Genomic DNA, 22,549 nt, shown 5'->3' on the forward strand with positions numbered 1-22,549 from the left:
AATGCTCGATTTTAATGTGCATTGGGGGCGAACCCGGTGAACCGTTCGATTCGCTTCTTGATCCGAACCTCCACGCCGCAGCACTGGCCTACGAGGCCAGGCCGCGTGCGGGAGAGGACGTCAAACCTGCGGATGTCGCGAATTTAAACATCGAACATTGGGTGGGCGATGCGGGACTTGAACCCACGACCTCTTCCGTGTGAAGGAAGCGCGCTACCAGCTGCGCCAATCGCCCAAGACCCCGTGGGGTCAGGAATCGATACTACCGGACGGTCTCATCGGTTTTAGACCATTCGGGCGGACACGCGCGAGATCCGTATTGAGTTTTGCGACGCGGGAATCGTCGGCTATTGTTTTACAAGTGCCCGGGACGCCGGAACACGAAATGCGGATGTAGCGCAGTGGTAGCGCATCACCTTGCCAAGGTGAGGGTCGCGAGTTCGAATCTCGTCATCCGCTCGAGTGCAGAGAGTCTCGTTGAGAGGCTCACAGCACGTGGGGTCAATCCACACGGTGGCGTGGCCGAGCGGCTAGGCACCGGCCTGCAAAGCCGTTTACACGGGTTCGAATCCCGTCGCCACCTCACCGAAAACTGAACAGCCCCAACGGGCGCGATTGGCGCAGCGGTAGCGCGCTTCCCTGACACGGAAGAGGTCACTGGTTCGATCCCAGTATCGCGCACAGAATTAAACCCCCGGTAAGCCGGGGGTTTTCTCGTTCCTTGGCGCCTCGCCGGAAGTCCGTGTGAGCAGCTGATTCATGCCTTCCTCACTGACGGCAGCTGCCAACCTTCCGGAACGTACCCGATGAGGGCATCCAAGTCTTCCGCTTCGATCTCGGTGGGGGAGTCGAATCGGGAGAAGGCCCCGGTTACTCATGAGTGCGGACGGTACCGATCAGCATGCTCTCAGCCTACGCTTTCGGCATAGTCGCTGACCTGCGCAACCGCTCGAGGCGCACGGTGATCTTGTCCACCGTGAGAATGACCGCACAGATGATCGCGATGGTTCCGGGGATGAACACGAGCAGGTTGTCGATCGCCTCCCACGCGGCAGGACTCCACAACGCGACCCAGGTGAGCACGAGTGCAAGCGCCGTCATCACCTCACCGACGAGCGTCACGATCCCGAAGAACCAGGTCGCCCGGCGGTGCTTTGCCACACCTTTCGTCGAGAAGTGGAAGTCGATGCCGAAAGCGATCAGCAGCACCGCGAACACAGACAGCAGCAGTCCCAGGTCATCCGTCGTCAACTCACGCATGGCGTCAGGATCTCAGTTGCGCGTACGGAACTCCAGTGTCCTCTTCTTCGTGATCTGGTCGTCTGGTGAGGCTTGCGAGACGAGTAGCCTAGAAGGTGACCCAGATGGAGTGACCTGTGCCTGAAATCGACGAGCAGAACGCCGCGCCCCGCGACGGCTTCGCCCTGTTCTCTGACCGATCCGTCGTCGCGATGCGCGTGAACGGCGAACTGAAGGATCTCGCGACCACCGTCGCCGAGACAGACGAGGTCACTCCGGTGACGATCGAGAGCGAAGACGGACTCGCGATCCTGCGCCACTCCGCAGCCCACGTGCTCGCGCAGGCGGTGCAGCGTATCAACCCGCAAGCGAACCTCGGCATCGGCCCGCCCGTGACCGATGGCTTCTACTACGACTTCGGTGTTGACACCCCGTTCACGCCCGAGGACCTCAAGGCGATCTCCAAAGAGATGCAGCGGATCATCCGCGAGGGTCAGCGCTTCGTGCGCCGGGTCGTCACTGAAGAAGAGGCGCGCGCAGAACTCGCCGACGAGCCGTTCAAGCTCGAGCTGATCGACCTCGCCGGTGGCCCAGGCTCCGGAGCGAACGCCGCAGAGGGCGCCTCTGTCGAGGTCGGCGCCGGTGACCTGACGATCTATGACAACACCACCAAGGACGGCGAGGTCGCCTGGAAGGACCTCTGCCGCGGCCCTCACCTGCCCAGCACTCGCATGATCGGCAACGGCTGGGATCTCACCCGTATCGCTGCCGCCTATTGGCGTGGCAGCGAAAAGAACCCGCAGCTCCAGCGCATCTACGGCACGGCGTGGCCCACCAAGGAAGAGCTAAAGGCCTATAAGGACCGCCTCGCTGAAGCGGAGCGCCGTGATCACCGCAAACTCGGTGTCGAGATGGACCTGTTCTCCTTCCCCGACGAGATCGGCTCCGGACTTGCGGTCTTCCATCCCAAGGGCGGGATCATCCGCTACGAGATCGAAGAGAATCTGCGTCGCCACCTGCTGCGCAACGGCTACGAGGTCGTTAACTCGCCGCACATCACGAAGAAGGATCTGTTCCAGACTTCAGGTCACCTGCAGACCTACGCCGACGGAATGTTCCCTCCGATGCACCTCGACGAGGTCACCGACGAAGACGGCAACATCACCCGTCAGGGTCAGGACTACTACCTGAAGCCGATGAACTGCCCGTTCCACAACCTCATCTACCGCGCACGTGGACGCTCCTACCGCGAGCTGCCCCTGCGCCTGGCCGAGTTCGGAACTGTCTATCGCTACGAGAAGAGCGGAACGCTCTCTGGCCTCACTCGTGTGCGCGGTCTCACGCAGGATGACGCGCACATCTACGTCGCACAGGACCAGGTGCACGAAGAGCTGACCACGAACCTCAACCTCGTGCTGGCTCTTCTTCGCGACTACGGTCTGAATGATTTCTACCTCGAGCTGTCCACGAACGAGGAGGGTAACGACAAGTTCCTCGGCGAGCCGGAGCAGTGGAGCTCTGCTATCGCCACGCTGCGCGAGGTCGCCGTCGCATCCGGTCTTGAGCTCGTCGACGACCCTGGGGGAGCCGCGTTCTACGGACCGAAGATCTCTGTGCAGGCGCGCGACGCGATCGGGCGCACCTGGCAGATGTCGACGATTCAGCTCGATTTCAACCAGCCGGAGCGATTCGAGCTCGAGTACACCGGCGCGGACGGACAGAAGCACCAGCCGGTCATGATCCACCGTGCTCTGCTCGGCTCGGTCGAGCGCTTCTTCGCGATCCTGCTCGAGCACTACGCCGGTGACTTCCCGGTGTGGCTCGCTCCCGTGCAGGTCGTTGGCGTGCCCGTCGCCGAGCAATTCGGCGAGTACCTCGACGGGATCGTCGCGCAACTGCGCTCGCACGACGTGCGCGCAGAGGTCGATCACTCGGACGACCGGATGCAGAAGAAGATCCGCAACCACACCACCGGCAAGGTTCCGCTGATCCTGATCGCGGGGGAGAAAGACCGTGAAGCCGGCACAGTCTCCTTCCGCTTCCGCGATGGCACTCAGGAGAACGGCGTTCCGATCGCAGATGCTGTTGAGCGCATTCGTGCCGCCATCACGTCTCACGCGCTCGTCCACACTGTGGGAGATCTCGCGTGACGACCGGGGACGCCGTGGAGGATGCCGGGCATCTCGCCGGTGTCCCCGACGAGTTCCAGCGCCTGTGGACCCCGCACCGGATGGCATACATCCAAGCCGGCCCGGAGCCACTGCGCGAAGAGTGCCCGTTCTGTGAGGCTCCGAAGCATCCTGACGCTGAGCGTCTCATCGTCGCACGAGGAAAGACGGCCTACGTGCTGCTCAACCTCTTCCCGTACAACTCAGGGCACATGCTGGTGTGCCCGTATCGCCACGTCGCAACCTACGACCAGGCGACGCCAGAAGAAGTGGCGGAAATCGGAGAGCTGACCCAGATCGGGATGCGCGTGCTGCGCGAGGTCTCGAACTGCGACGGTTTCAACCTCGGCATGAATCAGGGCGCTGTGGCCGGCGCTGGTGTCGACGCGCACCTTCACCAGCACATCGTGCCCAGGTGGAAGTCCGACGCGAACTTCTTCCCGATCATCGCCAAGACGAAAGCGCTCCCGCAGCTTCTTGGCGAAGTGCGGGAGGCCATCGCGAACGCGTGGCCGTTCAGCGCACCTGACGCGCGCTGAACTGCATCTTCGGGTGCGCGTAGGATTCCTGGGCCTCGATGAGCTGGAGTTCGCGCTCACCTGAATCCAGCGTGAGCTGGAGCAGGTCAAACACACTCGAAGCGGTGCGCTCCAGTGCTGTCTGCGCGCTTCTGGTCGATACGTAGTGAGCGGTGAACAGCGCCGCCGTCACATCACCGGAACCGTTCGCCTTCATCGGCAAGAACGGCGTCTGCACGATCCACGCACCTGCGTCATCGACGGCGAGCATCTCGATCGTGCCCTCTTCGCGGTCTGGCCGCTCCACGCTCGTGACCAGCACGGTGCGGGGACCCATCGCGCGGGCGAGGGCGACGGATTCCAGGGTCGACTCCAGCGTGTCGGGCTCTGTGCGCGTGAGGAAGCCCAGTTCGAACTGGTTCGGCGTGATGATGTCGGCGACCGGCACGACCTTCTCGCGCAGCAGTTCCGGGATGGCGGGCGCGACGAAGCATCCGGATTTTGCATTTCCCATCACCGGATCGCAGGCGTACAGAGCGTTGGGGTTTGCCGCTTTCACGCGCGCAACGGCGTCGATGATGACCTCACCGATACCCTCGCCGCCCTGGTATCCCGACAGGATTGCGTCGACCTGCGGGAAGACCTCGCGCTCTTCGATGCCGATGATGACGTCACGGACGTCCTTCGGGTCGATAAGCGGGCCGCGCCATGCGCCGTACCCGGTGTGGTTCGAGAAATTCACCGTGTAAACCGGCAGCACATCGACGCCGATGCGCTGCAGCGGGAACACTGCGGCGGAGTTGCCGACATGTCCGTAGGCGACGGCAGACTGGATCGAGAGGATCTTCATCCCTCGATCTTCTCACTGTCGACGCCTCTCTCAGCGCACTGCGACAGCGATGTCTGCGACGAGCTGCTCTGCGTCGTCATCGCTCAGGTCATGCACGGTGAGTCGCAGATGGTGCGAGGGATCGGCGTTGTCGTCGAGGAGGAACTCGTCCCCGGTTCGTGCCAGCCAGCCACGGCGCATGAGCTGTTCCCTGACCGTGCGCGCGGGCTTCGGAAAGCGCACCCAGAGATTCATTCCGTCGGTGTACTCGGCATCGATGCCATGTTCGCGCAGTCGCCCTGCGAACACGCGATTGCGTTCCGCGTAGTGTGCTCCGGCTGCACGGATTCGTGCGTGCGCGTCTTCATCGGTCAGCATCCCCAGCGCGAGCCGCTGCAACAGGTGACTCACCCACGTGGTTCCAGGGCTCAATCGCATGGAGAGACGCTCTGCGGTCTCCGCATCCGTGGCGGCGATCGCGAGGCACATATCAGGGCCGAGGAATTTCGACACCGATCTCAGAAGCGCGAAGCGCTGGTGGTCGGGGCCGACCAGGCTCTCGTATCGCTGCTCGGACAGCATCGAGAAGTGATCGTCTTCGATGATCAAGACATAAGGATGCTGCGCAAGCAGTTCCCGGAGAGCGGCAGCACGCGCGGGGGACAGACTCGCCCCGGTCGGGTTCTGCGCGCGTGGGGTGGAGATGATCGCACGGACTCCCGCGTCCAATGCCTCGCGGAGGCCATCGACAGTCATGCCCTCGTCGTCGACGGGCACCGGCACGGCGCGATAGCCGCCGAGTCTGACCGTGTGGATGCTGGCGAGGAAGCACGGATCTTCGAGCGCCACCGCGTCATCGCGCATGAGCGCCTGAGCGAGCAGGCGTTCGACGGCGTCGACCGCTCCGCTCGTGACGGTGATGCGAAAGTCGGATGCCGCCAGGTCTGGCGCGATCCACTCGCGCGCCCATGTCTCAAGAGCGGGATCGATGACGGGTTCCCCGTAGAGCACGGGCCTTCCCACCACGCCGGCCAGCACCGCGGAGGGATCAGGGATGAGAGCGGGGTCGGGGTTTCCCGTGCCGATGTCACGGAGCACGGTGTTCGCGGCGTAACCCTCCTGGGCGACGGCATCGTGCTCGACGATCATCGTTCCGGCGCGGCCGCGACTGACCACGATGCCCGCTTGGGCGAGCTGTCGGTACGCCGCCACCGTGGTATTCCGATTGACCCCGAGGAGCGCCGCGAGCTCTCGCACTGGCGGCAGCAGGGTACCGGGGGAGAAGACACCTCGTTCGCGGAGTTCGCGCACGCTGCCGGCGATCTCAGCGGCGGTTCGGCCGGTGATCTGCTGGTTCAATGACGCCTCCTGACATCTGAGTCTACGATGCCCGAAGAGAGTGCTATCTTTTGGCATAGATCAAACACAGCTTTGGATGCACGGAAGGATCCACCATGGTCGCAGACGAGAATTCCACCACCGGATCGGTACGCGTCAAGCGCGGACTCGCCGAGATGCTCAAGGGCGGTGTCATCATGGACGTCGTCACCGCGGAGCAGGCGAAGATCGCCGAAGATGCCGGCGCAGTTGCGGTCATGGCGCTCGAGCGCGTTCCTGCCGATATTCGTGCCCAAGGCGGCGTCTCTCGCATGAGCGACCCGGACATGATCGACAGCATCATCAGTACCGTTTCGATTCCGGTCATGGCGAAGGCCCGCATCGGACACTTCGTCGAGGCGCAGGTGCTTCAGGAACTCGGTGTGGACTACATCGACGAGTCGGAGGTCCTCTCGCCCGCCGATTATGTGAATCACATCGACAAGTACGACTTCACCGTTCCCTTCGTGTGCGGTGCGACCAACCTCGGCGAAGCACTGCGCCGCATCAACGAAGGGGCGGCGATGATCCGCTCCAAGGGCGAAGCCGGCACCGGCGACGTGTCTGAAGCGATGAAGCACATCCGCAAGATCCGTGGCGAGATCGCCGCTCTCGCGGCTCTTCCGAAAGATGAGCTGTATGTCGCAGCCAAGGAACTGCAGGCACCCTACGAGCTCGTGGCGGAGATCGCAGAGACAGGAAAGCTGCCGGTCGTACTCTTCGTCGCAGGTGGCGTTGCCACCCCAGCGGATGCCGCGATGATGATGCAGCTCGGCGCCGACGGTGTCTTCGTCGGCTCCGGCATCTTCAAGTCGGGAAACCCCGCTGAGCGCGCTAAGGCGATCGTGAAGGCGACGACCTTCTACGACGACGCGAAGGTCATCGCCGAAGTCTCGCGTGGCCTCGGTGAGGCGATGGTCGGCATCAATGTCTCCGACCTTCCCGCGCCGCACCGCCTCGCCGAGCGTGGTTGGTAACCCACGCATCGGCATCCTGTCCCTGCAGGGCGACGTGCTCGAGCACGAGCACGTCCTGCAGGGGCTCGGAGCCGATACGCTGCGCGTGCGGCGTCCATCCGAACTCGCTGAGGTCGACGCGCTGGTGATTCCCGGTGGCGAGTCGACGGTCATCGACAAGCTCTCGCGTTCCTTCGGCCTGCAGGAACCGATCCGTCAGGCGATCAGAGACGGGATGCCGATGCTCGGCACCTGCGCAGGGCTCATCATGCTCGCAGATGCCCTGACCGACGCGGCGGAGGGGCAGCAGACCTTCGGCGGACTCGATGCCACAGTGCAGCGCAACGCGTTCGGGCGCCAGACGGAATCCTTCGAGGTCGTCTTGGTCGTGCCAGTGCTCGGCGGAGAACCCGTCCGGGCAGCCTTCATCCGGGGGCCGGCGATCACGGCGGTGGGTCCCGGCGTCACGACACTCGCCGCGCTGCCGGATGGTCGCGTCGTCGCCGTGGAACAGGGGGCCCTCATCGGGATCAGTTTTCATCCGGAGATCACCGGCGAGACCCGCTTCCACGAAAGGATCTTGGCCTCGGTGACATCGCGGTAGCGTGGCGGGATGCGAATGCCGATCGGATCCACGGATGTCTCAGAGAGCGGTGGCACCGTCACCCTGATCGGCCGTCGAGCTAACGGCTGGCGATCGATCGCTTCGACCGAGATGCCACTGGATGAGGCCGTCGCCCTGCTGGAGAAGCAAGCCCACGCGCATGAGGATCCTGCGTTCGAAGAAGCTGTCCTCTCGTCGGATGCAGATGCTCCTCGGTACGTGCCCGGCCAGTCGATTCTCTGGCGATACGGCCGCCACATCGAGGCAGTGCGGGTGATCCGGGACGACGAGCGGGGACTCGTCATCTGGATTCCCCCGGGATCTTCGCGTCTCGAGCCGGGCCCAGCCGATGGCAGGCGTCATCGGGATGTTCCCTTGGATGAGCGTTTCCTCGAGCCCTGGGTGATGCGCGAGAAGACATGGACCGGACAGGGGGTCGTCCGTGTCGCGCCGACCGGCAAACCGTGGTCAGTGTGGTTCTTCCGGCGTGCGGACGGCTCCCCGGCCGGCGTGTACGTCAACCTCGAGCTCCCGCACCGGCGCGGGACGGGCGAGACCTCGAGCGTCTTCTCGAATGACCTCGTTCTCGACATCTGGATCGATGCGGAACACGTCGGGTCCGAGGACGTCTGGCTGAAAGACGCCGATGAGCTCGAAGCTGTCGTTAGACAAGGGCGCTTCACCGCGGAGCAGGCCGAGGCGGTGCGCGTGCTCGCCGATCACGCCGGTCACGATTTCATCGTGGATGGCGCGTGGCCCCTTGACGAGGATTGGGCGCATTGGACGCCCGATGCCGAAATGGATGTGCCTGTCGCTCTGCCTCCCACGCCCCTGATCGAGTCCGCGAGGCGCCGATCAGGCCCGAACAGCCTCGGGGGCTGAGCACTCGCGCGGAACCATTGCCAGGAACCGCGTAGAATGAGGGCGCTAAAAGCGCGAGACGAGCGGAGATATATGTCCGGGCATTCCAAGTGGGCGACGACGAAGCACAAGAAGGCCGTCATCGATTCGAGGCGCGCGAAGTCGTGGGCCAAGCTCATCAAGAACATCGAAGTAGCGGCGAAGCTCGGCGGCGCCGATATGGCGGGCAACCCGACGCTCTACGACGCCGTCTTCAAAGCGAAGAAGATGTCGGTCCCGAAGGACAACATCGATCGCGCAGTGAAGCGCGGTGCCGGTATCGGCGGCGAGGCTGTCGAGTACCTCTCGATCATGTACGAAGGCTACGGACCCAACGGTGTCGCCCTCATGATCGAGTGTCTGACCGACAACAAGAACCGCGCAGCCGCAGAGGTTCGGACGGCCCTGACCCGCAACGGCGGCACACTCGCTGATCCAGGCAGCGTCGCGTACAACTTCGAGCGCAAGGGCGTCATTGTGGTCGGTTCCGAGGGAACCACCGAAGACGACGTGATGGAGGCCGTACTCGAGGCCGGTGCTGAAGAGATCGAGCCGCACGGCGACGACTACGGGGTCATCACCGAGGCCACTGACCTGGTGACCGTCCGCACTGCTCTGCAGGATGCGGGGATCGACTATGAATCCGCCGACGTAGAGTTCGTGCCGAACGTCAAGGTCGAGGTGGACGCAGCGACTGCCCGCAAGGTGTTCCGTCTCATCGATGCCCTTGAAGACAGCGAAGACGTGCAGAACGTCTACAGCAACTTGGACCTCACCCCAGAGGTGCAGGCCGAACTCGAGGACGACGAAGAAGAAGACTGAGGCGAGCCTGCCGAGCCGTCACCTCCCCCACGCATAGCCTGGGGGAGTGGCGGCTTCTTCTCTGCGCGTGCTCGGGATCGACCCCGGCCTTACCCGGTGCGGTGTCGGCATCGTCGATGTCGACCGCTCGCGACGCGGGACTCTGGTGCACGTCGGCGTCATTCGCACTCCGCCGGACGCTCCCATCGGAGAGCGATTGGCGGCGGTCGCCGCGGCAATCCGCGATGTCCTCGGTGAACACAAACCGGATGCTGTCGCCGTGGAGCGCGTCTTCGCCCAGCACAACAGCCACACCGTGATGGGTACCGCCCAGGCCAGCGGCGTCGCTCTCTTGATCGCTGCCGAAGCGGGGCTGCCCGCCGCGACCCATACACCGAGTGAAGTGAAGGCTGCGGTGACTGGTTACGGCTCGGCGGATAAGAAGCAGGTGCAGGCAATGATCGCCCGTATTCTGCGACTGGATGAGCCGCCTCAGCCGGCTGATGCGGCTGACGCCCTTGCGATCGCACTGTGTCATGCGTGGCGGCGCGGTGGGGCCACCGCTGGTGCGCCTGAGTCGCTGACGCCCGCACAGCGGGCGTGGGCGGACGCCGAGCGTGTCGCTCGAACATACATACGATGAAGATCGTAGGCTGGAGCAATGATCTCCTCGCTCCACGGCACGGTTCTGTCCACGGGGGTGCCGCCCACCGGCGCTGACCATGTCGTGATCGATGTCGGAGGAGTGGGCTTCTTCGTCTCTGTACCTGGCGACGTCGCACACACAGCGCGCGTCGGCGAGAAGCTGCGGCTCTATACAAATCTCATCGTGCGTGAGGATGCCCTGAGTCTGTACGGATTCGCCGAGCCTCTCGAGCTGGAAGTGTTCACGCAGCTGCTGAGCGTGACCGGAGTCGGCCCCAAGTCGGCCCTCGGCGTACTCGGACATCTCACGGTCGATCAGATCGCCGCTGCCGTCGCAGATGACGACGACGCTCCGTTCCGTCGGGTGTCGGGGATCGGCCCCAAGACTGCGAAGCTGATCGTCGTGCAGCTCGCAGGCAAGCTTCAGCCTCCTGCCGCGGCCGCGGGACGCGCAGCGCCCGCAGGCGATGTGGTCGTCACTCAGGTGACCGCCGCACTGATCGGTCTGGGCTGGTCAGAGAAGGTCGCGATCGAGGCCGCCGCAGAGACCGCAGAAGCCGCGAGCGACGCTGACCGCGCATCAGTGTCTGCGCTGCTGCGGCAGGCGCTCGCGGCTCTGGGCCCGGCGAAGGCCGGTGGCGCACGTGGCTGAGGAGCACTTCGAGGGCCGCGATCCCGCTGAGCCGGTCGACGAGACCGAGCTGGCAATCGAAGGCGCGCTCCGCCCGGAGAGCCTCGGCGAGTTCGTCGGGCAGCCCAAGGTCCGCGGTCAGCTTCAGCTGCTCCTGGATGCTGCGCGCATCCAGAATCGTCCTCCTGACCACATCCTGCTTGCAGGACCTCCCGGGCTCGGCAAGACCACGCTCGCAATGATCGTCGCCCACGAGAGCGAACGTCCGCTCCGTCTCTCGAGCGGGCCGGCGATTCAGCACGCCGGCGACCTCGCTGCGCTGCTGTCGAGCCTCGTTCCCGGTGAGGTGCTCTTCATCGACGAAATCCATCGCATGGCGCGCTCCGCCGAGGAGATGCTCTACCTGGCGATGGAAGACTTCCGCATCGACATCATGGTCGGTAAGGGGGCAGGGGCCACCAGCATTCCGCTTGATCTGGCTCCCTTCACGCTCGTCGGTGCGACGACACGGTCAGGGCTGCTCCCCAACCCTCTGCGCGACAGGTTCGGTTTCACCGGACATCTGGAGTTCTATGACGATGCCGACCTCGAGAAGGTGATCGAGAGATCATCGCTCGTGCTCGATGTGGGCGTGCCGGTCGACGCGCGTCATGAGATCGCTCGCCGTTCGCGGGGCACCCCACGCATCGCCAATCGGCTTCTGCGTCGAGTGCGCGACTACGCGCTCGTCCATGGCGAACGCGGTGGCGCGACGCTCGGTGACGTCAACGCGGCGCTCGAGCTCTACGACGTCGACCCGATCGGATTGGACCGTTTGGACCGCGCGGTTCTCGAAGCGCTCGTGCACCGTTTCCGCGGAGGCCCCGTAGGACTCAGCACCCTCGCTGTCGCCGTCGGCGAAGAAGCAGAAACAGTGGAGAGCGTGGTCGAGCCCTTCCTCGTGCGCATCGGCTTCCTCGGCCGCACCCCGCGCGGGCGGGTCGCGATGCCAGAGGCGTATGCGCACCTCGGGCTGTCGCATCCCGAAAGCGCCGCATTGCTCGATGACCTATAATCGCTGAAGACTTCACCCCTGACCCCCGGCACGTCCGACCCTCGGCGTGCACATTTTGAAAGGCTCTGCCTGATGGAAATCGTCCTCTTCGGCCTCCTCGCCGTCCTTCTCGTCTTCATGTTCTTCAACACGCGCAAGCGGCAGAAGGCGCTGAAGGCCGAACAGGAAGAGAAGGCCACCAAGACGGTTCCCGGCGTGAAGGTCCTGCTCCAGGGGGGCCTCTACGGCACGATCGTCGCGTACGACCCCAATGACCTCGACACGCCCGCACTCGTCGAGATCGCACCGGGAACGATCATCGAGGTCCACAGCCAGGCGATCCTCCGCATCGTCGAGCCGAAGGATGCTGTCGCAGACTTCGAGTCCGACGCGGACGTTCACGACCACGTGATCGAAGAGATCGAGGTCGACTCGACTCCGGAGACGCCCGAGCAGACCCGTGCCCGCCTGGAGCGCGACTCCGACGGCAACTGATCGCCATCGTCGAGTAGTAGTCTCTTCGCTGGCCCTGTCCGGTCCACTCGGTAACGCAGAAAGCTGAACATCCGTGGCTTCATCCTCTCCTGTCCGCCATGCGTGGAAGGTCCTCCTCGGCCTTCTCCTCGTGACGGCCGCTCTGTTCGGCATCAATGCACTGGGTGTCTACGGATTCCAGAAGAGCTCTTGGACTCCTGAGCTCGCCCTCGACCTGCAGGGTGGCACGCAGATCGTCCTGAGCGCCGTCACCGAAGACGGGTCGAACCCCTCGACGGAGCAGCTCGACCAGGCGGTCTCGATCATCCGTCAGCGTGTCGACGCCTCCGGTGTGGCTGAAGCCGACATCACGACCGAGGGCGGACGCAACATCGTCGTCCAGATTCCCGGTGTCGCCGATGAGGAGACCCGCGCTCGCATCCAGGCCAGCGCACAGCTCGAGTTCCGCTCGGTGATCTTCGCGGGCGACCCTGCGACCGAGTTCGTCGGCGAGGATGGCAACAGCACGCCCTACCCTTCGCCCGATCCCTCGGCCAACGCGGTGCCGACGGCGACGCCTACCGACGGCAGTGACATGGCCTGGGTGACCGAGAAGCTGCAGGGAGAGTTCCTCGCTTTCGACTGCGCGAACCCGGAGAACACTGCCTCGAGTGCTCCCTCTGATGAGCCGCTGATCACGTGTGATGACACCGGCATGGTGAAGTACATCCTCGGTCCGATGGAGCTTTCGGGTGACGCGATCGATGACGCCACCAGCGGTCGCGACCCGCAGTCGGGCGCATGGACCGTGCAGCTCACCCTCGACAGCCACGGCACCAAGGTCTTCGGCGAGATCAGCCAGCGTCTCTACCAGAACAAGCTCGACGGTCTGAGCCCGCGCGACCAGTTCGCGTTCGTTCTGGATGGCAAGGTCATCTCGGCTCCTCAGATGAACGCGCAGATCCTCAACGGAAAGCCGAGCATCTCCGGGTCGTTCACTCAGGAGACCGCTGAGACGCTCGCCAACCAGCTCAAGTACGGTGCTCTGCCGCTCAGCTTCACCACCGAGAGCTCAGACACGATCTCGGCAACGCTCGGAACCCAGCAGCTCCAGGTCGGCCTCATCGCCGGTCTGATCGGACTCGCGCTCGTCGCGGTCTACTCGCTGATCAGCTACCGCGCACTCGGTACGGTCATCATCGCCTCGATCGCGGTGATGGGTGTGCTGACCTACATCATCATCTGCATCTTGGCGTGGCGCCTCGGCTTCCGCCTTTCGCTGGCAGGTGTCGCGGGCCTCATCGTGTCGATCGGATTCACGGCCGACTCGTTCATCGTGTACTTCGAGCGAATACGCGATGAGTTGCGAGACGGAAAGTCGATCACCGGCGCCGTTGAAGACGGTTGGGGGCGCGCGAAGCGAACCATCTACATCTCGAAATCGATCAACATCCTCGCCGCTGTCGTGCTGTACGTCCTCGCCGACTCGACGGTGAAGGGCTTCGCCTTTACGCTGGGTCTGACGACCCTCATCGACGTGTTCATCTTCGTGATCTTCACGCATCCGGTCATGCAGATTCTTGCTCGCACTCGCTTCTTCGGCGGCGGACACAAGCTGTCGGGTCTTGACCCTGATGCGCTCGGTGCGGTCTATCACGCCCGCTCGCAGTTCCGCGAGGTCGCGCAGACCACGGTCGGTCGTGCAGCAAAGAACAGCCGCTCGCGCGGCGAAGCGGAACGGCGACAGACGATCGCCGAGCGCAAGAGAGAACAGTCGCTCACTTCGAGCAGATCCACGGACTCGGGAAGCGAGGGAGAGCGCTGATGGCCTCCATGAATGAGTTCGGCAACAACCTTTACACGGGAAAGACCTCCTTCCCGTTCGTCGGCAAGCGTCGTTTGTGGTTCATCATCGCGATCGTCCTTGTCGTGGCATCCGCCCTTGTACCCCTTCTGCGCCCGGTGCAGTTCTCGATCGAGTTCACCGGTGGATCGCAGTTCACGGTGGTCGCGCCGGAATCCACTGATCAGGCGACTGCGACGACAGCTGTGCAGTCGGTCGTTCCAGAATCGACTGCGAAGGTCGCGATCGTGGGCGGTACAGATGTGCGGGTGCAGACCTCGCAGATGTCGGCAGAGGATACTCAGGCTGTCGCCCACGCACTGGCAGAGGCGTACAACGTCGCCCCGGAAGAGATCACCTCATCCTTCATCGGCCCGCAGTGGGGTGAGAGCGTCACCCGACAGTCCCTGTGGGGTCTGGCGATCTTCCTCGCGCTGACGTTCCTGATCCTTGCGATCTACTTCCGCACCTGGAAAATGTCGGCGGCAGCCATCATCGGCCTGCTCGACGTGCTCGTCATCACGGTCGGCGTGTACGCGCTGGCAGGATTCGAGATCTCGCCGGCAGCCGTCATCGGCTTCCTCACGATCCTCGCGTACTCGCTGTACGACACGACGGTGGTGTTCGATAAAGTCCGTGAGAACACCACGGAAGACGGTGAGAACTCCTCTCGAACCTTCGGAGAATCGGTGAACCTCGCGGTGAACCAGACCCTCGTGCGTTCGATCAACACGTCGATCGTCGCGGCTCTGCCTGTCGGCGCGATCCTCTTCATCGGAGCTTTCTGGCTCGGTGCTGAAACCCTCACGGACATCTCGCTGTCGATCTTCGTCGGAATCCTCGTCGCCACATATTCGACGCTCTTCGTCGCAGCCCCGCTGTACTCGCTGTTCCGCGAGAAGGAGCCGAACATCGTGGAGGGCGATCGCCGCGTGCTCGAGCTTCGTGCTCGCGCTGCAGTCGACGCCTGAGGCGGCTGACCGCCACCGGGCCCGAACACCGGCAGGCGCGTAAGATGTTGTGACCCGGAGGTGAAGCGATGTCGGAGGCGACCACGCAGGCGCAGGGCTCGAGCCTGAGACGACTCGTCCCTCGCATCTTCTCGCGCGCGCCTCGGATCAACGATCTCGACAACCTCATCCGCTCAGTGCGGGTGAACCACCCCAAAGGTGATCTCGCGATCATCGAGCGGGCGTACAAGGTTGCCAAAGAGAAGCACGAGGGGCAGAAGCGTCGCAGCGGCGAGCCGTACATCACTCACCCGCTGGCTGTTGCGCAGATTCTCGCCGAGATGGGGCTGGGGCCCCGCGCAATCGCGGCGGCCCTCCTGCATGACACCGTCGAAGACACCGGGTACGCGCTCTCAGAGCTGACGGACACGTTCGGCGATGAAGTGGCGATGCTCGTCGATGGCGTCACCAAGCTCGACAAGGTCAAGTACGGCGAGAGTGCTCAGGCCGAGACCGTCCGCAAGATGATCGTGGCGATGTCCAAGGACATCCGAGTGCTTCTGATCAAGCTCGCCGACCGCCTCCACAATGCGCGCACGTGGGGCTTCGTACCACCCGAGAAGGCTGCGCCGAAGGCCAGAGAGACTCTGGAGATCTACTCGCCGCTGGCTAATCGACTCGGCATCCAGACGATCAAGTCGGAACTTGAAGACCTTTCGTTCGCTGTGCTGCATCCGAAGATTTACGCCGAGATCAACAGCCTGATCGCTCAGCGGACTCCTCAACGCGAGAAGTATCTCAAGCAGGTCATCGAATCGATAGGCGAAGACCTGCACGACCTCCGTATCAAGGGGCAGGTGGGGGGACGCCCGAAGCAGTTGTACTCGGTGTACCAGAAGATGGTGCTGCGAGGGCGTGAGTTCGACGACATCTACGACCTGATCGGCATCCGCGTGCTCGTGGGCTCGGTTCGCGACTGCTACGCCGTGCTCGGCGCCATTCACGCGCGCTGGACACCGCTGCCCGGTCGCTTCAAGGACTACATCGCCACGCCTAAGTTCAACCTCTATCAGTCGCTGCACACGACGGTCATCGGTCCCAGCGGTCGTACCGTCGAGATCCAGATCCGCACGCACGAGATGCACCAGCAGGCGGAGTTCGGTGTTGCAGCGCATTGGATGTACAAAGAGCGGATGAACGGCGGGAAGTCCGTCGATGGTCCGAGCGACACGGACATGACCTGGCTGGCGCACATCTCGGACTGGCAGGCCGAGACAGCAGACCCGAGTGAGTTCCTCGACTCTCTCCGCTTCGAGATCGGTGCGAAAGAGGTCTACGTCTTCACGCCCAAGGGGCGAGTGATCGGGCTGCCATCCGGTGCGACGACAGTAGATTTCGCGTATGCCGTGCACACCGAGATCGGCCACCGCACCATGGGCGCGAAGGTCAATGGTCGTCTGGTTCCGCTCGAGACGGTGGTCAACAGCGGCGATGTCGTCGAGGTGTTCACGTCGAAGAATCCGGATGCCGGTCCCAGCCAGGATTGGCTGTCTTTCGTCAAGAGCACTCGTGCCCGCAACAAGATCAAGGGGTGGTTCACCAAGGAACGCCGTGAGGAGGCGATCGAGCAGGGTAAGGAGTCCATCGCTCGCGCGATGCGGCGTCAGAACATGCCGCTGCAGCGTTTGATGAACCATGACTCTTTCGCTGAAGTGGCACTCCAACTTCGGTACGAGGATGTCTCTGCCCTGTACGCCGCAGTCGGCGAAGGGCACGTATCCACGCAGTCGGTGCTCGAGAAGGTCACCGCGCTCATCGCTGCGAACGACACGAGCACTGGTGCGATCGATATTCCCGTGCGGCCGCGTGCGCACGTACCGCGAACCGGGGATTCCGGGATTCTGGTGCGGGGTGCGTCTGACATTCTCGTGAAACTCGCCAAGTGCTGCACCCCAGTGCCGGGTGACAAGATCGTCGGGTTCGTGACGCGCGGCAGCGGAGTCTCGGTGCACCGCGCCGACTGCGTCAACGTTCACGCGCTCAGCGACCAGGAGCAGCGCTTCATCGATGTGGAGTGGGGCTCCACGAGCAAGAGCGTGTTCCGGGTGCAGATCCAGGTCGAAGCGCTCGATCGTGGCGGATTGCTCTCAGATGTGACCCGAGTGCTCAGCGAGCACCACGTCAACATTCTCTCGGCCACGGTGAACACCAATGATGAGCGGCTCGCGATCAGCCGGTTCGTGTTCGAGATGGGTGATTCCGTGCATCTTGACCGTGTGCTCAACGCGGTGCGCCGGATCGACGCGGTGTACGACGTCTACCGGGTCACCTCTTCGTAGGGTCACACGCTCCTCAACGCTGATAGTGCCGCGTGCTTCCCTGGCAGGCGTGGTCGGGATTCCACGTGCGCGATCGCACGAGCGACGAGATCGTGTCGACTATCGGCAAGGCACCGCATCCAGTGTGCGGCGGCTTCGTCACTGCTCGCAGCGAGAGCAAGGTCAGTCAGCGTGCGCAGCACAGTGGTGACAGGTGCGCCGCCCACGACCTCGAAGTCGTCCGTGTCAAGAAGCACATCGTGCAGCACGACACCGGGCGGAGCATGCACGCGCTGGCGGCGGGCGATGACCCGCTGCAGGTGGTGCTGCGCTGGGGGAGCATTCCCCGTGCCGTGCACCCACGCCGCCGTCGGCCCACTCGCGGCATAGCCGGGAACCAGGATCGGCTTCAGGGATGCCACGCGTGCGGCCGCATCCTCCGGAAGATCGGGCGGCATGTAGCCGTCGCCGACCTCGAACAGCAGACCATCCAGGCGCGCCGAGTTCAGTTCGGGTTGGGACAGCAGAGCCCCAGGAAAGAAGAGCAGCGATGGATGCACACTTTCAGTGTGCCGCGCTCTGTCCCTTCCCGGGGCTGCTGTGGATAACGTCAGTTACCGAGGGCTCCCAGCCAGGCGCGACGGGCTTCCAGCGCGTCAGCTGCTTCCTTCACGGCCTTCTTATTGCCGGACTTCTCAGCTGCTGCCAGTTCGCTCTCGAGCTTGTCGATCGCGTCCTGCAGCTGCTGGCTCATGTCGTTCGCACGCGCCTTGGTCTCGGGGTTGTTCCGCTTCCAGTCGACCTCTTCGCGTGACTTGAGCGCCTGCTCGATCACGCGGAGCTTGTCATCGAGGGCACGCTCCTGCTCGCGCGGGAAGATGCGGCCCACCTCGTCCCACTGACGCTGAATCTTGGTGAGCAGCGCACGAGCCTGCTTGATGTTCGATTCGTCAGCGACAGCCTTGGCGTCTACGAGGAGCGCCTTGCGTGCCTCGATCTTCGGTGCAGACTCAGCCTCTTCTGCGGCGGACTGCTCAGCGCGAGCAGCGTACAGGGCGTCGCCGGCCGCCTTGAAGCGAGCCCACAGGGCATCATCGGCCTTCCGTCCGGCACGACCGGAAGCCTTCCAGTCCTCGAGCAGGTTGCGGTACGCGGGGATTCCGTCCACGCCCTTCGGCGCGAGGGCTTCTGCGCGTTCGATCAGCGTGTTCTTGCGCTCACGCGCAGACTTGTGCGTCTCGTCGAGCTCGGCATAGAACGTGCGACGGTTCTTGTCGATGACGGAGCGAGCGTCACGGAATCGCTTCCACAGCTGCTGCGAGATGCCCTTGGGAAGGCGCGGACCGTTCTGCTGCTGGGACTGCCAGGTCTCGAAGAGCGTGTTGACCTCTTCAGTGACCTGCTTCCACTGGACCTTGCTGAGATCACGAGCGGCGATTGCCTCGATGCCCTCAACGACGACCGTGCGATCGGCGATCGCCTTGTCAACCTGCTCCTTGGCCTCTTTGGCTTCGGCCTCGCGTGCCTCAGCGAGAGCCTCAGTGAGAGCGCTCAGTCGCGCGTTCAGTGATGCGAGATCGCCGACAGCGGCAGCATCCGTCACCTCGGTGACGAGCTTGCCCGCCTGGCTGGTCAGATCGCTTGCCGAGGCGCCACCTGACTGGTGACGCTGCTCGAGCGTGTGCAACTTGAATGCGAGGTCGTCGAACTTGCGGACGAAGTACGCGAGCGCCTCTTCGGGCGTGCCGTCGGGATACTGGCCGACGACGCGCCACTGCTCGCCTTCGCGCACCTCGACGACGCCGTCGTCAGTGACACGGCCCCAATCGGCGGAGTCGGCCGCAGCCACTGGGGAAGCCGCGGCCGCGGGGGAAGCGACCGGCGCCGATGCGCGAGGTGGCATCGGGATGCGCGGAGGCGCGGGAACGGGCGGTGTGGGCTTGGGGGTCTCGGCTGCAGACACGATGTGCTCCTTGCGCGGTCAGCCCGCGTGAGGGTGGAAAGGACTTCGCTCAGCCTAGTACGCCTGGGGCCAGCCCGCGGATGCAGTGATTGTCGTAGTGGGAGCGGGCGTGGTCGCGCACCGCCTCGTGGAGAGCCTGGGCAGCTGCGCGGACGAAGACTTGCAGATCACCGTGATCGGTGGGGAGGGCCGTCTGCCGTATGACCGTGTCGGCCTCACCGGCGACTTCTCCGGTGTGACGCCGAGCGAACTGGGCGGTGGACGGCGCCGACCTGCCCGGATGCTTCGTCTATCGGACTCTCGACGACGTGCAAGCGGTGCGTGACTTCGTGCAGCGGCGACGCAGCCAGCTCGGGCTGGAGACGGCCGGAGCCCTGCAGAGCCTCGACGTCGACACGACCGTCTCACAGACGCGCATCAGGAGTGTGAGATCTCGTCTATTCGATCGGCGTTGCAGCAGGGAACAGGTCTGCGAACGGGTTCTCGAGGACCGCAGGAGTCGACGCCTCGCTCGGCTCGGGCTCGGGGGCGGTCACAGCCGCGTGGACGGACTGGCTGACGATGGCACCCACGATGACGAGCCCTCCGATGACGGCAGCGATCGTGTTGTCCCGTACTCGACGGCTGATCTGGCCCTCATGCCACGAAGTCCGTGCTGCGTACATCCGTGCGCGCTCGGCAGAGGCCTTCGAACGCTGGGCGTCCTTCGATCCACGACTCGCCATCATCTTCCTTCCCACGGCGCGCGGGGTCCGCGCCACAGGTGAGCCTACCGGTGAGCGTTGTCGCCGGTGAGCATTAGCCTGGGTGTATGACCTCCGCTCCGCTGCTCTCGGGACAGACGCCCCTTGCCGTGCGGATGCGCCCCACCTCGCTCGACGAGGTGGCAGGCCAGCAGCACCTGCTGCGCGCAGGATCGCCCATTGTCGCGCTGGCCGATCCGGATGCCGCATCGCCCGGTGCCGTCTCGATCATTCTGTGGGGTCCGCCGGGCACAGGTAAGACCACCCTGGCGCAGGCGATCGCTCGGTCGTCCGGCCGCCGCTTCGTCGAGCTCTCTGCGATCACCGCGGGCGTCAAGGATGTTCGTGAAGTGATGCAGGAAGCGATCACCCAGCGCGACCTGTACGGCCAGACCACGATCCTCTTCCTCGATGAGATCCACCGGTTCACCAAAGCTCAGCAGGATGCTCTTCTACCAGGGGTGGAGAACGGCTGGGTCATCCTCATCGCAGCCACAACCGAGAACCCCTCGTTCTCGGTGATCTCGCCGCTGCTCTCGCGGTCTCTGCTTCTCACTCTTCAGCCCCTGACCGATGCCGATGTCGCACTTCTGATCGAACGCGCGACGACCGACGCGCGTGGGCTCAACGGCAGCGTCTCCGTTGAAGACTCGGCGCGCGCGGCGCTCGTGCGGCTCGCTTCCGGTGACGCGCGCCGCGCGCTCACCGGCCTCGAAGCGGCCGCAGCCGTCGCAGTGTCGACGGCCGAAGCAGGCGCTGATAGCAGCGTCGTCACAGCAGACGACGTCGCCCAGGCGGTTGATCGCGCGCTGCTGCGCTACGACCGTCAGGGAGATGAGCACTACGACGTGATCAGTGCGTTCATCAAGTCCATCCGCGGTTCCGATCCGGATGCCGCGCTACACTACCTCGCCCGAATGATCGAAGCGGGGGAGGACCCGCGCTTCATCGCTCGGCGTCTGGTGATCTCTGCGGCAGAAGACATCGGTCTCGCTGACCCGCAAGGACTGGTCATCGCGACTGCGGCAGCCGACGCGGTCGCTTTCATCGGCATGCCCGAAGGGCGGATTCCGCTCGCTGAAGCGACGGTCTACCTCGCGACCACAGCGAAATCCAACGCGGCTTATTCCGGGATCAACGCCGCAATTGCCGACGTTCGGGCGGGCAACTTCGGTCGGGTGCCGCTGCACCTTCGCGATGCCCACTATGCGGGAGCCAAGCGGCTCGGACACGGCAAGGGCTACAAGTATCCGCATGACGACGATCACGGCATCGTCACTCAGCAGTACCTTCCTGATGAGCTGCAGGGCCGCCGTTACTACCAGCCCAAGGCACTGGGCGCAGAGCGTGAAGTCTCCGCTCGGCTCGAGCGCATCCGTCGGATCCTTGACGGTCGCTGACCACTCACAGGGCGCCGAAACCGCCCGCGACCCGTTCTGTTAGACTTGAGCGGCTCGAAACACAGTTTTCGGGCATCTCTGCGTTCACACCCCACCTTTTGGGCGCCCCGGCGTGCGCACATCAGGCAGAGCGTCGAGATACGTCCGTGAGACGTGAAAGACACGTCCACGTCATCGGAAGGAATACTTCGTGGTTACGAAGTCCCAGGACCGCCGCAAGGTGCGTCTCTCCCGCGCCCTCGGCATCGCCCTCACCCCGAAGGCTGCCCGCTACCTCGAGAAGCGTCCCTACGCTCCGGGTGAGCACGGCCGCACCAAGCGCAAGGCTGACAGCGACTACGCTGTCCGTCTCCGTGAGAAGCAGCGTCTGCGCGAGCAGTACGGCATCCGCGAGAAGCAGCTGCGCATCGCGTTCAACGAGGCACGTCGCGTCGACGGCCTGACCGGTGAGAACCTGGTCGAGCTGCTCGAAATGCGTCTGGACGCCCTCGTGCTCCGTTCGGGCTTCGCCCGCACCACGGCACAGGCTCGCCAGATGGTCGTGCACCGTCACATCATGGTCGACGGTCAGCTCGTCGACCGCCCGTCCTTCCGCGTGAAGCCGGGTCAGATCATCCACGTCAAGCCGCGCAGCGAGGGCACCGAGCCTTTCCAGGTGGCAGCAGCCGGCGGTCATGCCGAGGTGCTTCCGCCGGTTCCCGGCTACCTCGAGGTCGAGCTCGACAAGCTGCAGGCCCGTCTGCTTCGTCGTCCGAAGCGCGCCGAGGTCCCCGTGACCTGTGAAGTGCAGCTCGTCGTCGAGTACTACGCAGCTCGCTGATACAACGTTTCACTCAGAAGGCGCCGGGAGAGATCCCGGCGCCTTCTGCCGTTTCCGCCTACGATGGAAAGGCCGCGTGCCGCGGCCCAATCATGAGGATGGCGACATGAAGAGCTTTCTGTGGTTCCTGATCGGCGTGATCGGCGGATTCGTCGCCGCGCACTTCATGAACAAGGACCCGCGAGGACACGACCTTCTCTCAGAGGTCGACGCGCGGATCACGGGTTTCACCGCGATCCTCTCGGACGCGTACCGTGAGCAGGAAGCCCGTCTCATCGAGCTCCGCGAGAACTGATCACCCTCCCGGATGCCGCATCCCGTGCAGCATCCGTCCGTC

The 22,549-nt window shown here is 64.1% G+C and carries 23 protein-coding genes and 4 tRNA genes; 20 read left to right on the forward strand and 7 right to left on the reverse strand.

Going from position 1 to position 22,549, the window contains the following annotated elements; genetic code table 11:
• Nucleotides 1–162 precede the first annotated feature (162 nt).
• Nucleotides 163–235, reverse strand: a tRNA-Val gene (locus ACTU6V_RS07715).
• 152 nt (nt 236–387) lie between these two features.
• Between ACTU6V_RS07715 and ACTU6V_RS07720 the strand changes: the two genes are divergently transcribed.
• The 3 genes from ACTU6V_RS07720 to ACTU6V_RS07730 all read left to right on the forward strand — a co-directional run bounded on the left by ACTU6V_RS07720 (nt 388) and on the right by ACTU6V_RS07730 (nt 681).
• Nucleotides 388–459, forward strand: a tRNA-Gly gene (locus ACTU6V_RS07720).
• A 53-nt stretch (nt 460–512) separates the two neighbouring features.
• Nucleotides 513–583 (forward strand) — tRNA-Cys (locus ACTU6V_RS07725).
• Nucleotides 584–609: 26 nt separating this feature from the next.
• Nucleotides 610–681: transfer RNA gene (locus tag ACTU6V_RS07730), tRNA-Val, on the forward strand.
• A gap of 231 nt (nt 682–912) precedes the next feature.
• On the opposite strand, the gene ACTU6V_RS07735 is transcribed toward ACTU6V_RS07730, so the two are convergent.
• Nucleotides 913–1,260 (reverse strand): hypothetical protein, encoded by a 348-nt coding sequence (locus ACTU6V_RS07735; protein ID WP_443468327.1) that lies wholly within the window; start codon nt 1,258–1,260, stop codon nt 913–915.
• Between the two features lie 191 nt (nt 1,261–1,451).
• On the opposite strand from ACTU6V_RS07735, the gene thrS reads away from it, so the two are divergent.
• Both thrS and ACTU6V_RS07745 read left to right on the forward strand, forming a co-directional pair.
• Entirely contained in the window at nt 1,452–3,389 is a 1,938-nt protein-coding gene (gene thrS / locus ACTU6V_RS07740) for a threonine--tRNA ligase (protein ID WP_443468436.1), read from the forward strand.
• On the forward strand, nt 3,386–3,946 hold the full coding sequence (locus ACTU6V_RS07745) for an HIT family protein (RefSeq protein ID WP_443468326.1): 561 nt from the start codon (nt 3,386–3,388) through the stop codon (nt 3,944–3,946). The genes thrS and ACTU6V_RS07745 overlap by 4 nt, the downstream gene beginning before the upstream one ends.
• On the opposite strand, the gene pdxY is transcribed toward ACTU6V_RS07745, so the two are convergent.
• Both pdxY and ACTU6V_RS07755 read right to left on the reverse strand, forming a co-directional pair.
• Nucleotides 3,924–4,775: a pyridoxal kinase PdxY gene (gene pdxY / locus ACTU6V_RS07750; RefSeq protein ID WP_443468325.1), complete on the reverse strand. Its 852-nt coding sequence runs from the start codon at nt 4,773–4,775 to the stop codon at nt 3,924–3,926. The two genes, ACTU6V_RS07745 and pdxY, sit on opposite strands and share 23 nt — an antisense overlap.
• Before the next feature lie 30 nt (nt 4,776–4,805).
• The gene (locus ACTU6V_RS07755) at nt 4,806–6,113 is read right to left on the reverse strand and encodes an aminotransferase class I/II-fold pyridoxal phosphate-dependent enzyme (RefSeq protein WP_443468324.1); all 1,308 of its coding nucleotides are present in this window, start codon (nt 6,111–6,113) and stop codon (nt 4,806–4,808) included.
• 95 nt (nt 6,114–6,208) lie between these two features.
• On the opposite strand from ACTU6V_RS07755, the gene pdxS reads away from it, so the two are divergent.
• The 11 genes from pdxS to ACTU6V_RS07810 all read left to right on the forward strand — a co-directional run bounded on the left by pdxS (nt 6,209) and on the right by ACTU6V_RS07810 (nt 17,307).
• Nucleotides 6,209–7,108 (forward strand): pyridoxal 5'-phosphate synthase lyase subunit PdxS, encoded by a 900-nt coding sequence (pdxS, locus tag ACTU6V_RS07760; RefSeq protein ID WP_443468323.1) that lies wholly within the window; start codon nt 6,209–6,211, stop codon nt 7,106–7,108.
• Nucleotides 7,059–7,691 (forward strand): pyridoxal 5'-phosphate synthase glutaminase subunit PdxT, encoded by a 633-nt coding sequence (gene pdxT / locus ACTU6V_RS07765; RefSeq protein ID WP_443475370.1) that lies wholly within the window; start codon nt 7,059–7,061, stop codon nt 7,689–7,691. The genes pdxS and pdxT overlap by 50 nt, the downstream gene beginning before the upstream one ends.
• A 9-nt stretch (nt 7,692–7,700) precedes the next feature.
• Entirely contained in the window at nt 7,701–8,573 is an 873-nt protein-coding gene (locus ACTU6V_RS07770; protein WP_443475371.1) for a DUF402 domain-containing protein, read from the forward strand.
• Between the two features lie 72 nt (nt 8,574–8,645).
• Nucleotides 8,646–9,413: a YebC/PmpR family DNA-binding transcriptional regulator gene (locus tag ACTU6V_RS07775; protein WP_443468320.1), complete on the forward strand. Its 768-nt coding sequence runs from the start codon at nt 8,646–8,648 to the stop codon at nt 9,411–9,413.
• A 46-nt stretch (nt 9,414–9,459) separates the two neighbouring features.
• On the forward strand, nt 9,460–10,035 hold the full coding sequence (gene ruvC / locus ACTU6V_RS07780; RefSeq protein WP_443475372.1) for a crossover junction endodeoxyribonuclease RuvC: 576 nt from the start codon (nt 9,460–9,462) through the stop codon (nt 10,033–10,035).
• Between the two features lie 18 nt (nt 10,036–10,053).
• Nucleotides 10,054–10,689, forward strand: coding sequence for a Holliday junction branch migration protein RuvA (gene ruvA, locus ACTU6V_RS07785; RefSeq protein WP_443468318.1), 636 nt, complete (start codon nt 10,054–10,056; stop codon nt 10,687–10,689).
• On the forward strand, nt 10,682–11,722 hold the full coding sequence (gene ruvB, locus ACTU6V_RS07790) for a Holliday junction branch migration DNA helicase RuvB (protein WP_443468317.1): 1,041 nt from the start codon (nt 10,682–10,684) through the stop codon (nt 11,720–11,722). The genes ruvA and ruvB overlap by 8 nt, the downstream gene beginning before the upstream one ends.
• Before the next feature lie 72 nt (nt 11,723–11,794).
• On the forward strand, nt 11,795–12,196 hold the full coding sequence (locus ACTU6V_RS07795) for a preprotein translocase subunit YajC (protein WP_443468316.1): 402 nt from the start codon (nt 11,795–11,797) through the stop codon (nt 12,194–12,196).
• Between the two features lie 73 nt (nt 12,197–12,269).
• Nucleotides 12,270–14,000 (forward strand): protein translocase subunit SecD, encoded by a 1,731-nt coding sequence (gene secD, locus ACTU6V_RS07800; protein ID WP_443468315.1) that lies wholly within the window; start codon nt 12,270–12,272, stop codon nt 13,998–14,000.
• Nucleotides 14,000–14,989 (forward strand): protein translocase subunit SecF, encoded by a 990-nt coding sequence (secF, locus tag ACTU6V_RS07805; RefSeq protein ID WP_443468314.1) that lies wholly within the window; start codon nt 14,000–14,002, stop codon nt 14,987–14,989. Before secD ends, secF begins: the two co-directional genes overlap by 1 nt.
• A 68-nt stretch (nt 14,990–15,057) precedes the next feature.
• A complete protein-coding gene (locus ACTU6V_RS07810; protein WP_443475373.1) occupies nt 15,058–17,307 on the forward strand; it encodes a RelA/SpoT family protein in 2,250 nt (749 codons plus the stop codon).
• 2 nt (nt 17,308–17,309) lie between these two features.
• Here ACTU6V_RS07810 and ACTU6V_RS07815 read toward each other — a convergent pair whose 3' ends face one another.
• Both ACTU6V_RS07815 and ACTU6V_RS07820 read right to left on the reverse strand, forming a co-directional pair.
• On the reverse strand, nt 17,310–17,846 hold the full coding sequence (locus tag ACTU6V_RS07815; RefSeq protein ID WP_443475374.1) for a hypothetical protein: 537 nt from the start codon (nt 17,844–17,846) through the stop codon (nt 17,310–17,312).
• 50 nt (nt 17,847–17,896) lie between these two features.
• Entirely contained in the window at nt 17,897–19,249 is a 1,353-nt protein-coding gene (locus ACTU6V_RS07820; protein ID WP_443475375.1) for a DUF349 domain-containing protein, read from the reverse strand.
• Nucleotides 19,250–19,358: 109 nt separating this feature from the next.
• Between ACTU6V_RS07820 and ACTU6V_RS07825 the strand changes: the two genes are divergently transcribed.
• Nucleotides 19,359–19,574 carry a hypothetical protein gene (locus ACTU6V_RS07825; protein ID WP_443475376.1) on the forward strand — a complete coding sequence of 72 codons (216 nt, stop codon included), beginning with the start codon at nt 19,359–19,361 and terminating at the stop codon, nt 19,572–19,574.
• A gap of 112 nt (nt 19,575–19,686) precedes the next feature.
• Here the strand turns inward: ACTU6V_RS07825 and ACTU6V_RS07830 are convergent, their stop codons facing one another.
• Nucleotides 19,687–19,977: a hypothetical protein gene (locus tag ACTU6V_RS07830; RefSeq protein ID WP_443475377.1), complete on the reverse strand. Its 291-nt coding sequence runs from the start codon at nt 19,975–19,977 to the stop codon at nt 19,687–19,689.
• Nucleotides 19,978–20,060: 83 nt separating this feature from the next.
• On the opposite strand from ACTU6V_RS07830, the gene ACTU6V_RS07835 reads away from it, so the two are divergent.
• The 3 genes from ACTU6V_RS07835 (at nt 20,061) to ACTU6V_RS07845 (ending at nt 22,507) form a co-directional block, all read left to right on the forward strand.
• Complete coding sequence (locus ACTU6V_RS07835; protein WP_443468308.1) at nt 20,061–21,392, forward strand: replication-associated recombination protein A; 1,332 nt, start codon at nt 20,061–20,063, stop codon at nt 21,390–21,392.
• 190 nt (nt 21,393–21,582) lie between these two features.
• Entirely contained in the window at nt 21,583–22,212 is a 630-nt protein-coding gene (gene rpsD / locus ACTU6V_RS07840; protein WP_443468307.1) for a 30S ribosomal protein S4, read from the forward strand.
• Between the two features lie 106 nt (nt 22,213–22,318).
• Nucleotides 22,319–22,507, forward strand: coding sequence for a hypothetical protein (locus tag ACTU6V_RS07845; RefSeq protein ID WP_443468306.1), 189 nt, complete (start codon nt 22,319–22,321; stop codon nt 22,505–22,507).
• Nucleotides 22,508–22,549: the final 42 nt, after the last annotated feature.

Source organism: Microbacterium zouquanmingi (genome assembly GCF_052266675.1).
Taxonomy (GTDB): domain Bacteria; phylum Actinomycetota; class Actinomycetes; order Actinomycetales; family Microbacteriaceae; genus Microbacterium.

What these genes read in the sequence shown, in the direction of transcription:
- ACTU6V_RS07835 (WP_443468308.1), top strand. Translation starts at nt 20,061, where the DNA reads ATGACCTCCGCTCCGCTGCTCTCGGGACAGACGCCCCTTGCCGTGCGG.
- pdxT (WP_443475370.1), top strand. Translation starts at nt 7,059, where the DNA reads ATGTCTCCGACCTTCCCGCGCCGCACCGCCTCGCCGAGCGTGGTTGGT.
- ACTU6V_RS07775 (WP_443468320.1), top strand. Translation starts at nt 8,646, where the DNA reads ATGTCCGGGCATTCCAAGTGGGCGACGACGAAGCACAAGAAGGCCGTC.
- ACTU6V_RS07830 (WP_443475377.1), bottom strand. Translation starts at nt 19,977, where the DNA reads ATGATGGCGAGTCGTGGATCGAAGGACGCCCAGCGTTCGAAGGCCTCT.
- pdxS (WP_443468323.1), top strand. Translation starts at nt 6,209, where the DNA reads ATGGTCGCAGACGAGAATTCCACCACCGGATCGGTACGCGTCAAGCGC.
- ACTU6V_RS07795 (WP_443468316.1), top strand. Translation starts at nt 11,795, where the DNA reads ATGGAAATCGTCCTCTTCGGCCTCCTCGCCGTCCTTCTCGTCTTCATG.
- ACTU6V_RS07735 (WP_443468327.1), bottom strand. Translation starts at nt 1,260, where the DNA reads ATGCGTGAGTTGACGACGGATGACCTGGGACTGCTGCTGTCTGTGTTC.
- thrS (WP_443468436.1), top strand. Translation starts at nt 1,452, where the DNA reads ATGCGCGTGAACGGCGAACTGAAGGATCTCGCGACCACCGTCGCCGAG.
- ACTU6V_RS07845 (WP_443468306.1), top strand. Translation starts at nt 22,319, where the DNA reads ATGAAGAGCTTTCTGTGGTTCCTGATCGGCGTGATCGGCGGATTCGTC.
- ACTU6V_RS07770 (WP_443475371.1), top strand. Translation starts at nt 7,701, where the DNA reads ATGCGAATGCCGATCGGATCCACGGATGTCTCAGAGAGCGGTGGCACC.
- ACTU6V_RS07810 (WP_443475373.1), top strand. Translation starts at nt 15,058, where the DNA reads ATGTCGGAGGCGACCACGCAGGCGCAGGGCTCGAGCCTGAGACGACTC.
- pdxY (WP_443468325.1), bottom strand. Translation starts at nt 4,775, where the DNA reads ATGAAGATCCTCTCGATCCAGTCTGCCGTCGCCTACGGACATGTCGGC.
- ruvA (WP_443468318.1), top strand. Translation starts at nt 10,054, where the DNA reads ATGATCTCCTCGCTCCACGGCACGGTTCTGTCCACGGGGGTGCCGCCC.
- secF (WP_443468314.1), top strand. Translation starts at nt 14,000, where the DNA reads ATGGCCTCCATGAATGAGTTCGGCAACAACCTTTACACGGGAAAGACC.